This is a genomic window from Cryobacterium sp. Hh11 (genome assembly GCF_004404045.1).
Lineage (GTDB): Bacteria > Actinomycetota > Actinomycetes > Actinomycetales > Microbacteriaceae > Cryobacterium > Cryobacterium levicorallinum.
This window is the reverse complement of record NZ_SOHF01000026.1, coordinates 25,168-37,189: the sequence shown is the minus strand read 5'-3', so window position 1 is coordinate 37,189 and position 12,022 is coordinate 25,168. Positions and strand designations below refer to the sequence as shown.

The window sequence follows — 12,022 nt, the reverse complement described above, 5'->3', positions numbered from 1 at the left end:
TCTAGCGCGCCCCGACGAACATCCAGGCGTCGGCGGCCAGGCGCCCGTCGACCGCCGGCAGGTCGGCCATGCCAGTTCCTACCCGCTTCTGCAGGGCGTGCAGGACCGCGTTCGCCAGCGCCGGAACCCCCGCCCCGGGGGCGACGACGTCGTGGCCGTGCTCGGTGAGCCAGTCCGCGAGGCCAGTCTCCGACGTTGTGACGATATTGCACCCGTGGGCCAGTCCCTCAACTATGGGCAGGCCAATTTGCTCGCGCCACGTTGCCGTTGGCTGAGACGGCAGGGCGAGCACTCTCGCGCGCCGCAGGTGAGCGTGAATTTCACTGCGCGGCGGGTCGATGATGACCTCAATCGTCGGGTCCTGCTCGGCCGCTTGACGGGCCCGGTCTTCGAGGGCCCCCTTGCCGATGATGGTCAGCCGCGCTGCGGGAATGAGAGCGGTGACGCTCGGCCAGGCCGCAAGCAGTTCAGGAAAGCCCTTTCGTGCCACGAGGGCTCCGAGAAAAACAACGCGCGGCCCGCCAGGGCCGGAATCGACCGGGCACGCACACGGGGCGGGCAAAGCCGGGATGACGGTGCTCGTGGTTCCGGCCGACGGCCGACGCAGGGCGCTGCCGTAGGTAATTCTCGCGGCATCCGTGCCGAAGGCGATGCGATCGGTGTGCCGCCAGACAAACCGCGACAGGCGGCTGTTGGCGAAGCGCCGCAGTCGACCCTCCTCGCCGACCGGGCGGACCAGAGGATTTGAGTTTTCCATGGCGTAGCTGACGATCGTCGCGCGCGGGCCACCGAGCAGCGACCGCGCTCGCAGGCCACTGATGGCCAGTGCACTGCCCCACACGCTTGAGAGCATAAGCGGTTCGTTGATTTCGAGGGTGGTCACCTTCGACCGAGCCAGTAGCCAGGCGGCGCGCACCGGACCGGCCTGCACGACGGTGAGCCCCTCCACCAGAGATTCGTGAAAGTCGTATCGTTTCGCCCGATAGAGAATGGTCGCCTCCGGCAACACATGGGCACGCTCAAGATAAGCGCTGCGCAGGGTTCGGTACAACCTCGCCCGTGTGGTTACGATCCGCATCCGGCGCGGTCCCTTTCCTGCTCAATGTCTGTCATCGAAATAGCGCCTTGCCTGGACAAATTACTGGGGCGTCACAGCGATCAGGTCATCGAAGGTCGCCGTCATCGGGCTCACTGTGGCCGAGCCACTGACGTAGAACGCCACCCCGATCGAACCTGCCTGCTGCAGGGCGGCCGTTGAATCCGTCGCACTGACCTGCCAGGTATCAGGGGCAGGCTCACCGAGCTTCCACGCCATCGCCTTGAGCGTGGTCGGTACGGTGCCGGTGACTTGCACCCGCAGCTGCAGCTGATCGCCCGCCGCGTAGCTGAGGCCGGGGATGGTCAAGGACTTGAGACTCGTCGCATAATGCAGGATCTGCACCTGCACCGCCCCGGAGGCCAACAGCTTAACTCGGGCCCGATAGTCGTCCGTACCAACCCGACGCCCGATCGCCGTGAGGTAGACGCCGCCGCCAGTCACTGCCTGCTGCACGCCCGTTGTCACGGTCAGATCGGTTTCAGTGGATGACACCGTGCTCAAATAGCCGTTGAGCATCCTGCCTGGCACGGCACGGAGTGTGGCCACGCCGTCACCGACCGAGTAGTTTGCTGCTGATCCGGTCGTGGTCCATGACCCGCCGAGGTCCGCTGCGCCGAAGCCGGTGCTCATGGCTCGGCTGAAGGCATCCGCTGCGAACGCCGTCGCCGGCGCTGGCGCCGGGTCGGTGACCACAACGCTGCGGGAAGCGCTCGCCGTTGCACCGGCATCGTCGGTGACGGTGAGCACGATTTCATAGGTGCCGGCTCCCGCGTAGCCGTGGGTTGCCTTTGCCACGGCGGCAGATTCGGTCGCGGCGTCTCCCCAGGCCCAGGTGTAGCCCGTGATCGTGCCGTCCGCGTCAGTCGAACCGACGCCGTCGACAGCGACCGCAAGATCGGTGGCCGTCGCCGTGAAGGCCGCAACCGGAGGCGCATTCTCCGGGGCTGGCGGCGGGGCGGCGGTGACCGTGACCGACTCGGTGACGGCCGAGGTGGCCCCGGCATCGTCGGTCACGGTCAAGGTGACCTCGTACATTCCCGACTCGGCATACGTGTGGCTCGTCTGGACGGCGGTGCCGGTGGCGCCATCGCCGAACGTCCACGCATGGCTCGCAATCTGTCCGTCGGAATCCGACGACGACGCCGCGTCAACCTGCAGGGCCAGGTCGTCGACCGAGGAGACGAAGGCTGCTGTCGGTGGCAGGTTGGCCGTGCTTCCTCCCGATCCGAGCGTGAAGTGCTGGCCGATGACCCCTGGCGCCAGGGCGGTGGAATAAACCGCAACCTCGTCGAGGGTACCAGCGAGCGCCGGGCTGCTCGAGCCCCAGGTGGGGTCGCTGCCAATGCGCCAGTATCCCGAGTAGGCCTGCGCCGCCGGTTGCGGATTCGTGCCCACCAGTGCGCCGTCGACGTAGAGCTGCATGCCGGCGGGAGACTGCACGGCGACCACGTGGTGACTCACGCCATCGTTGTAGGACGCGGCTGAGGTGACCGTGTTTGCTTTGCCGGTCCAGGTTCCGAAGACGAGACGCCCATCATCCTGCAGGTAGACGTGACGGTCATAGTTGGTCGACAGCCCGGTCTGGCGGTTGCCGAAGCCGATGATTTTTCCGCCCTGCGTCGTGGTCGTGTTGAACCAGGCCTCGAGCGAGTACGTCGTCGGATTCACGAATTGCGTGTTGCTGCTGACCGTTCCGCCGTTGAAGGTGGCGGCGGTATTGCTCGCCCCGGCGATCAGTGCGTCCGCACCCTTCGTGACGGCTCCGGAGTACGTTCCGGAATTGCCCAACTGGCCGGCATCGAGGGCGCTCGTTCCGGCAGCTTCGCCGAGCCGCCAGTACAGGTCGGGTTCGGCACCGTACACGGCGGCACCGTAGGCATCGGCGGGGGCGGCCGGTACCGGTGAGGTGCGGCCGGATGCGACGTAGTGGTCGAGCACCTGCTGACGGCTCAGCGGGCCGCTGTACAGCGCGACCTCGTCGATATCGGCCGCAATGTACCCGCTCGTCGGCTGGCTGGTCCAGCTGCTGAGGGTATCTCCGCCGATTCGCCAGAATCCCTGGTAGACCTGCCCGGTCGTCACGTCGGAGCGATGGGCCGCGCGCGTGCCGTCGATGTACAGCGTCATGCCCGCCGGGCTGAGGCTGGCCACAATGTGATGCCATTGCCCATCGTTATAGCTGTCACTCGTATTAATGGTGCGAAGCGCGCTGGGGTAGGCGCCGAACCAGATCTTGCCGCCGTTGTCCATATAGACGTGGCGGTCGTACCCGGCCGAGCTGCCGGTGGCCTTGTCACCAAATCCAACGATTTTACCGCCTTGGGTGGTTGTGGTTTTCACCCACGCCTCGACACTGAAGTTGTTCGACGATTCTTCCGCCCTTGCGGTCGAGGCCAGCCCGTTTGCCGTTCCGTCAAAGCGAGAGGCGGCCTGCTCAGCAATGGCGCCTGAGACATCTCTGGTCACGCCCGACCGCACTGCCAGATCGGCTCCGCCGGTCCAGTCGAAGGCCGTTGTGCCCTCCGGCTCACCCAGTGGCCAGTAAGACCGCGGTGAGTCACCCAAAACGGATGCCGCGTAGTCACTCAACCCCGCGCCCTCGGCAACCGTGACCGAGGCCACGGCACCGGTGCGACTGTTGCCGAATGGGTCGGTCACGCGGATTCGATAGTCGTAGCTTTGTCCCGGTGTCAGCCCGGTGTCGCTCCAACTGAGCATCGGCCGGTCCCAATCGGTGGAGTCGGCCAGGATGGTCGCGACGCTCACACCGTCCCGGAGCACTTCGTAGCTGAGGTTTTCGTTGTCACGGTCGTAGGCGCTCATCCAGCTCAGCCGGGTGCCTCCCGGCACGAAGGACGCGACGGACGGCACGAAGTCTGCGGCCACGAAGGAGGTATTTGTGACCCGCGGGCCTTCTTTATTCGGGGCGATGGTCCGAGCCGCGAACCGCGCAAGCCCCTGCTGCCCCTTGTTGTTGACGATCGTGAACTCGCCGCCATAGAGCAGGTAGTCCTCATTCGCGGTGATGTTCCATGGTCCCTGCCCCTGACCGGTGTACGTGCCCGAATTGATGTCGGGGTAGAAGGTCAGCAGGTCGGGCCGGGGCGTTCCCTCAAAGTTGTAATACGAGCCGCCCGTGCGGTTTCTGGTGATGATTCCCTTCGCCTCCGACGTGAATGTCAGGGTGCGGTGGAAGGTCCACGGGTCGGTCTGCGGCGGGCCGGCGATGTTGCCACAAAAGTGAGCGTGCGAGGTGGTGTAGACGACGTCGCCCACTGGCACGGCAGAGTAGGTATCGCCGTGGCAGTCCTCGACCCAGATCAGCGCGCCCTCGTCCCAGCTGGCGCGAAACGCACCCTCGAGAGTTCCGCCGGTTCCGAAGACATAACCGGTTCCGATCACGCCCTGATCCGACGAGGTCAGGCTCAAGATGGCGGCGTCCTTGCCGCCGTTACGAATGATCGAGTTGATCTTCCATGGAAGGGACGCGCCGGTGGCGGCATCCGTTGCGGCCATGCCATAGCCGGGGTTGGAGCTGCCGTTGTACGAGGTGAACGCGCCGCCGATGACGACTCGGCCCCCGTCAGGCGAGATGGTCAGTGCGTTGACCCCGCCGCCGGCCGGCGTACCGGTCCAGGTGCCGAGTGCACCGTTGGACGCAGCGAATGAGGCCGTCATGGTGCGAGCCTGTCCCCCGGCGGTGGAAAAGGTTCCTCCGGCATAGACCGTGTCGCCGAAGAATCCCAGCGCCTTGACGGAGGCGTTCACGACCGGCTTCCAGGTGGAGACCAGGGCGCCCGTACCGGTGTCAAAGGCCGCCAGGCGGTACCGAGTGTCCGAACCGACCTTGGTGAAGGACCCGCCGGCGTAGACCCGGGTACCGTCGGCCGAGGCGACCAGAGCACGAACGGCTCCGTTGACGTTGGGGTTGAACGAGGAAAGGAGTTGTCCGGTGGTGAGGTTGTAGGCGAGCAGGTTGTTGCGCACCACCTCGTTGGCACCTCGGGCCGAGCCGGCCGGGCGAGCCCTGGTGAATTCCCCTCCCACGTACACCGTGTTCCCCACGATCAGCTGAGTCCAAACGACACCGTTGATCTGTGTCGTCGGCAGCGAATCCGCGGCGACCGTGGCCGGAGTGCCGACATCGACCGGTGCGGAATCCGCCAGCGCCATCGCTGGGACGCTCAGAACTCCGGCGATCACGGCGACCGCCGTCGCCAGAGCGAGCCAGCCCGCCCGTGCCAGGTGGGCCAGGCGCGGGGTCCCGCTGGGCGCTGGAGCGACAAGACGGCGCGAAGGGATGAGCAAAGGAGCAGCCACCAGAAGGCCTCACTTAGGGTTTGGACCGTAGCCTTCGAATAGCCACCGCACTAGTTCGCAGTATATTGAGTCTTCGTCAGTTACCAATGCCCCCCATACAGGGCATTGGTGCTGGGCTAGCGCTTGTACTCGTGATAAATCGACCCCACGGAGCCGCTCAGCATGCCGGCACCGCGGGCGGCGGTGCGCAGCCCCCGGGCCCGATGGGGCAATTGTCCGATGATCAATCCGGTCAGGTAGCGGGCAAGGCCGCCCAGCACCCGCGCGGCGCCGCGGGCGACCATGGTGGCTCGCACGAGCATCCGCTCGCCGTGCGCGGTGTCGTCGAGATTGATTCGACTCCAGGTATTGCCCATGCGGAAAGCGCGCTGCAGCACCCATTCTCGGGTGAGCCGGCTGGCTGGGACCACGTCGATGACAATGGCCTCATCGCACCAGATCATTTGCCCGCCGAGGCGATGCAGCTGCCGGGTGAACAGCGAATCCGAACCGCCGGAGATGCCGAACCGTTCGTCGAACTGCAGGCCGAGGCGGCGCACCTGAACGAGGTCAAGGAGCAGATTGTTGGTGGCGGCGAGCGAAACAGGCGTCCCCGTGGCGAATCGGCGGCGCTCAAAGAAGCCGCCGGCCCGAATCCACGGTTCAGGCTCCGTGTCGTATCGCGAGAGCACCGGACCGACCACGGCGGCCGGGCGAAAAGTAGCGTAGGTGTCGAGAAGCTGCATGAGCCACTGGGCAGTGGGCCGCTCATCATCATCGATGAAGATCAGCACTTGGGCATGATCTGCTTCCGTCAAGGCCCGATTGCGACCGGCCGCGATCCCAGGAATCGGTTCATGCACGTACCGCACCGGCACGGAGCCACTCGAAGCGGCGACCGCAGCCACCTGGTCACGTGCACCGCCGTGCGGATCGTTGTCCACGACGAGAATCTCGATCGACCGAGAAACCGTGGCGGCCTGGTCAAGGAGCTCTGGCAGCAACTCCACCAGGTCATGGGCTCGACAATAGGTGAGGACCGCGATCACGACGCTGGCCTTACCACCCGGATATTCTTTGGTCACGATTCCCCCTCTTTGGCATTTCGCCATCACAAATCCTGCACAAGCAGCGGCGCTGCTCACCTCCGATCAGTCACGCTGATCGGCCTCTACCGGCATCGGTCAATTGACGCGCAGGGCGACGAAATCGTCGAAGGCCGTGGTGACCGGAGTCACGGTAGCCGTTGACCCGAGGTAGAGGGCCAGTCCGACCGAGCCCGACGCCTGCATGGCGGGCGTGGCATCCGTCGTACTGAGCTGCCAGGCCGACGGCTCGGTGCCGCCGACGCTCCAGACTTTAGCCCGAATGGTCGTCGGCCCGGTGCCGAAAACCTGCAGCCGGACCCGAAGCTGGGTTCCTGTCGTGTAGGTCAGCCCGGCGATGTTTTGCACCGTTAAGGTCGTTGCACCGTGCAGGAGTTGCAGCTGCACAACACCCGTAGCCAGGAACTTGACCCTGGCCCGGTAATCATCGGTGCCAACTCGTCGGCCGATAACCGACGAGTACGCTCCCGAGCCGGTGGCCGCCTGCTGAAGTGCCATCGTCACACTCACGTCACTGTCAGCCACGGACACGCCCGACAGATATCCGTTGACCGTGGCCCCGGCCGCGGCTTTAAACCGCCCGACACCTTCACTGACCGAGTAGTTCCCCGACGATCCGGTCGTGGTCCACGCGCCTCCGCTATCGGCTGTGCCGAGCCCGCTGCTCAAGACGCGGGAAAACGCGTCGGTTGCCACGGGAAGATTGGGATCGACAGCCGGCACGAGCACGTTCTGCGTCGTCACGGCCGTTGCGCCATAGTCATCGGTAACCGTGAGGGAGACCGGATAACTGCCGTCGACGGTGTAGCTGTGCGTGGCTGTTTTGCCAGTCGAATTCGTCCCGTCGCCCCACGACCAGGCGTATCCTGCAACGGTGCCATCAGCATCCGTCGAAGCGGATGCGTCCACCGAAACGGCAAGCGGCGACGTCTGGTAGCTGAATGCCGCAGTCGGCGGCACGTTGGCCTGAGGTCCGGAGCTGCCCACGGCGTAGTGGTTCGCGATGGATGCCGCCCCGAGTGCGGTCGGATACACGGCTACTTCATCAATGTCAGCGGCGATGTAGTCGCTCAGGGGCCGACTGGTCCAGCCGCTCAGGTTGTCGCCGCCAATGCGCCAATAACCTTGAATCGGGGCGGCGGACGTCGTGTCGGTGCGTTGGGCGGCGAGTACTCCGTCGATGTACAGCGACATACCGTTTGCGCCGACAGTGGCGACGATGTGGTGCCACTGTCCATCATTGTAGGACCCCGTCGTCTTGAGCGTGCGGAGAACACCCGGCTTGACTCCGAACCAGATTCGGCCGGTATTGTCCATATAAACGTGGCGGTCGTAGGCGGCGGAGTTGGCGGTGGCGCTATTGCCGAGGCCGATTATTTTACCGCCACGCGTGGTCGTGGTCTTGACCCAGGACTCAACGCTGAAGTCGCCGCGCGGCGTTTCAAACGCGCTGGACGCGGCGAACCCAGCGTTAGTGCCGCTGAACCGCGAAGCAGAGCCATCGTCGCCGCTGAGGGCACCCGCGACGCCCCTGGTCACGCCAGAGTTGGTTTGCGCATTGGCGGCGGCGGCCCAGTCGAAGGCCGTCGTTCCGCTGGCTTCGCCGAGCGGCCAGTAGGACGTCGGCGAGTCTGCACGAACCACGGATGCGTACGCGCTGTAGCTCCCGGCACTTGCGACGGTAACGGATGCCGAACTTCCGGTCTTCACGTTGCCAAACGGGTCGCTCACCCTGATCTGATAGGAATATGCCTGCCCGGGGGACAGCCCACTGTCCGTCCAGCCCATGCTGGGTCGGGACCAGTCGACGGATAGACCCAATACGGTGCCGACCGATACTCCATCACGCAGAACTTCGTACTTGAGTCGCTCATTGTCACGGTCGTAGGCCGACTTCCACCCAATGCGCACCGTGCCGGTCGAGAGCGATTGCAGGTCTGGAACGAAAGCCGACGCGACGAAGGCCGCGTTGGCCAAGCGGGGCCCTTCTTTATTGGTCGCGGTCGTGGAGCTGGCGAATCGCGCCAGACCCTGCTGCCCCTTGTTGTTGACATTCGTGAACTCGCCGGCGTACAAGAGGTATTGACCATTGGTCACGACGTTCCAGGGACCCTGCCCTTGCCCGGTGTAGACGCCGGTGTTGATGTCCGGGTAAAAGCTCAATAGGCTCGGTCGAGGTTTGCCGACGAAGTTGTCGTAGCTGCCCACGGCGTTCGGCGTAATGAGTCCGGTGGTGGCCATCGTGAACGACAGGGTGCGGTGGTAGGAGCGCGGCGCCGTCTCGACCGGTCCGCCAATATTGCCGCAGTAGTGCGCGTGACCGGTGGTATAGACGACATCCTGTGTCGGGGCCGCGGAGTAGGTGTCACCGTGGCAGTCTTCCATCCAGATGATCGAACCGTCCGACCAGCTGGCGCGGAAGGTGCCCTCGAAGTTGGCGCCAGCGCCATAGTCGTATCCAGTGCCGAAGACACCATCGGGCGAGGAGGTCAGGCTCGTGATCCCGCCGTTGATCCCTCCGTTACGGAGTAGCGAGTTGACCGCCCAGGGCAGGGAGGCGCCGGTGACGGCGTCGAGGGCCGCCATCCCGTAGCCGGGGGTGCTGGCGCCGTTGTACGAGGTGAAGGCGCCGCCGATAATGACCTTGGCACCATCGGGCGAGACGGTGAGGGCGTTGACGGCGCCGCCGGTCGGGGTTCCTGACCAGGCCTTCAACGCACCGTTGGAGGCGTCAAAGGACGCAATCTGAGGGCGCGGCTGACCACCGGCAGTGCTAAAGACCCCGCCAGCGAACAACGTGCCACCCGAAAATCCGAGCGCTTTGACCTGAGCGTTCAGGACTGGGGCAAACGAGGCGACGAGCGCGCCCGTGCCGGTGTCAAAGGCCGCCAGACGGTACCGATTAGCTCCGCTCACGGAGGTGAACGAGCCGCCGGCATAGATTCTGCTGCCGTCTGCGGAGGCGACGAGTGCTCGAACCGCACCGTTGGGGTTTGGGCTGAACGTCGGGATCAGCACACCGGTCGTCAGGTTGTAGGCGAGCAGATTGGTGCGCACCACCTCATTCACCCCAACGCCGGAGCCGGCCGGGCGGGCTCTGGTGAATTCACCCCCCACATAGACTGTGTTGCCAACGATCAGCTGGGTCCACACCACACCGTTGATCTGCGCGGTGGGCAGGGAATCCGCGGCCATCGTCACCGGCGTCGCCGGATCGGTAGGAGCGGTGTCGGCTACGGCCTGAAGTGGAACCGTGAGAACGGCGGCGACGACCGCGACAGCGGTCAGCAATCCGAAAACACCGGCGCGTGCTGGCCGATTACGAACCGAAATCAGACCTGCGAGGTTCAGTCGAGACGCGTAGAGAGATCCCACGATGTTTCCTTACTCGGAGGAGGAGCGGGGCCGTCGGGTGGCCGTCGCATTCAACGGAGTCTAGTGAGATTTTCTCAGCACGAAATACCCTCTATGGGGGGGGTAGCCATTTGCACGGCCTGGTCAGTGCGGTGCCGCGCCCTCAAAGAGCACGATCGGCACGCCAGCCGAGTAGTCGACGGCGATCTGCACTTCGTCTCGCGCATCAGTGGGGACAGTGAAAACGAACACGCCCTGCGCGGCCTGGCCCGCGGCGACCTCGTCAGGAAATGGGACTCCGCCTGGCGCGGCAAGTTCGGTGGCCGGAGACTGGGCAGCCCCAAAAAAGAAGTTGACGACGGTTGACGTCAACGACACGGTCGCAGCCGTGTCGTTGCGGACAGAGACGGCGAACCGGAGCGACGGCCCGGCAATCTCGCCCGGTCCCCGCGCCACACCCTCGACCGCCTCGAGCTCGCTGATACCGAACACGACCCCGGGCACGGCCACGGCGGGGTCCGTCAGTGGAACCGGTTCCTGAACCTGTGGCGGAGCGACCTCGCTCGATGGAACGCCGACTCCGGCGTTCGGGTCGGGAACTCTCGGGGCGGGCGGCGTCGTTTCGGCCGGCACGGGGCTGGGCGAAGGGCCGGGCGACCGGGAGGGAGCGGGGGAAGTGGTCGTCACGGACCGCGTCCCGGTGACAGCGGCCGAATCGGCACGTTGGGATGCCCAAACGTTAGCCACCAGCATGATGACCACGAGCATGGCCAGCAGTCCGGCTCCGGCGATCCACCACAGCAGACGCCGCCGGCCCGCGATTTCGGGACCGGTATCGGAGGGGTGGTGCACGGCCATGGTCGAACTCCAAGCTAAGGACCCGCTCAAAAAAAGAATCGGGTGAAGACGTCGTTGGGCCATTAATACACGCGTGGGGTTTCTTTCCAAGGGGGCACCTGCGCCCACTTTGGGGGTACACGCCCACCCTGTACAGTGTGTGAAAGCTGCCGACCACTGATGAGGCCCACACATGCGCATCGCAATCCTGCACGGGAACAATGACGCCTACGGGGCCTCTCGCGTGCTCATTCAGGAAATCTCCTGCCTCCTCAGCCTCGGCCACACTGTGGCCGTCATCGTGCCAAATGCCGGACCACTGGCAGACGAGCTGGCTCAGTCCGGACTCTCTGCGACCGTCATCGTTGACCCGGGGCTGTCGGTCCTGAGGCTCAGCAAGATCTCAGACCTCCTGCATCCGATTCGTCTTCGACCAGAAATTACCCACGCCGACGTCGTGGTCTTGTGGACGCTCGCCCTCGCCGCGTACATTCCACTCCTGCGCCTGAAACGCAAGAGTTTTTACCTATCGGTGCACGAGCTTCTCCCCAGCCGCTTGGGAAACCTCCTGGTCCGGGTACTCCTGGCCCCCGGCCGCTTTCCGATCTGCGCCTGCAGCGAAGCCACGGCAGCGTGGCTGGAGCACAACGGGGTCGCCCGCATGCGGCTGACCGTGACGTCGCCCGTGTTCGACCCGGTCACGTTCGTCAGAGCACCGACGCTCCACGACCCGTTCACCCTCGCCGTCATCGGCCGCGTCAATGGTCGCCGGGGACACCTCGAGGTGGCTCAAGCGCTCCAGTCCCTGTGGCCGGCGGTGAGCCCCCACCGTCCGACAACCGGACCTTCCTGGCGACTTCTTCTGTTCGGTGCGCCATTTCCCGGTCAGGAGTCCGCTCTCGACGCGGTGTTGCACCTGATCGAGGGCGACCCCCGGATCGAGTACCGCGGCGAGGCAAAATCCTTGGAATCCATCGCGAGCGAGATTGACGCTGTTGCCTGCTTTCCCTCCATGCCCGAGTCGTTTGGCCTCGTTCCCGTTGAAGCATGGCGAGCGGGGGTTCGGGCTGCGGGATTCGCCGACGGTGGGCCCGGCGAGGTGTTGCCCATTGTCGGCGGCATTGGCGTGGCACGCACCGGCACACCCCTGGCTGATATTTCCTCGGCGCTCCTCACTCTGGAGCGGTCCGTCCGAGCTCGGGAAGCATTGCCCCAACCGTCGACGGTCAACCTGCACTTTACGAAGGAACGCCGTCTGATATCGCTGACCCAGGTTCTCAGCCGGGCCGTTGCCCGGCCAGCCCGCCGCACGGTCCGCTAACGCCAT

General features: G+C 65.1%; 6 protein-coding genes. 1 reads left to right on the top strand and 5 read right to left on the bottom strand.

What is annotated here, in order from left to right:
• Nucleotide 1 precedes the first annotated feature (1 nt).
• The 5 genes from E3T46_RS12660 to E3T46_RS12640 all read right to left on the bottom strand — a co-directional run bounded on the left by E3T46_RS12660 (nt 2) and on the right by E3T46_RS12640 (nt 10,716).
• Nucleotides 2-1,078 (bottom strand): glycosyltransferase, encoded by a 1,077-nt coding sequence (locus E3T46_RS12660; RefSeq protein ID WP_134578825.1) that lies wholly within the window; start codon nt 1,076-1,078, stop codon nt 2-4.
• A gap of 60 nt (nt 1,079-1,138) precedes the next feature.
• Nucleotides 1,139-5,419, bottom strand: a complete 4,281-nt coding sequence (locus E3T46_RS12655; RefSeq protein ID WP_241980721.1) for a LamG-like jellyroll fold domain-containing protein — start codon at nt 5,417-5,419, stop codon at nt 1,139-1,141.
• Nucleotides 5,420-5,535: 116 nt separating this feature from the next.
• Nucleotides 5,536-6,483: a glycosyltransferase gene (locus E3T46_RS12650; RefSeq protein WP_241980720.1), complete on the bottom strand. Its 948-nt coding sequence runs from the start codon at nt 6,481-6,483 to the stop codon at nt 5,536-5,538.
• Nucleotides 6,484-6,582: 99 nt separating this feature from the next.
• The gene (locus tag E3T46_RS12645; protein ID WP_241980719.1) at nt 6,583-9,879 is read right to left on the bottom strand and encodes a LamG-like jellyroll fold domain-containing protein; all 3,297 of its coding nucleotides are present in this window, start codon (nt 9,877-9,879) and stop codon (nt 6,583-6,585) included.
• A 123-nt stretch (nt 9,880-10,002) separates the two neighbouring features.
• Nucleotides 10,003-10,716: a hypothetical protein gene (locus E3T46_RS12640; RefSeq protein WP_134578823.1), complete on the bottom strand. Its 714-nt coding sequence runs from the start codon at nt 10,714-10,716 to the stop codon at nt 10,003-10,005.
• Nucleotides 10,717-10,888: 172 nt separating this feature from the next.
• Between E3T46_RS12640 and E3T46_RS12635 the strand changes: the two genes are divergently transcribed.
• Nucleotides 10,889-12,016 carry a glycosyltransferase family 4 protein gene (locus E3T46_RS12635; protein WP_134578822.1) on the top strand — a complete coding sequence of 376 codons (1,128 nt, stop codon included), beginning with the start codon at nt 10,889-10,891 and terminating at the stop codon, nt 12,014-12,016.
• The last annotated feature ends 6 nt before the right edge of the window (nt 12,017-12,022 follow it).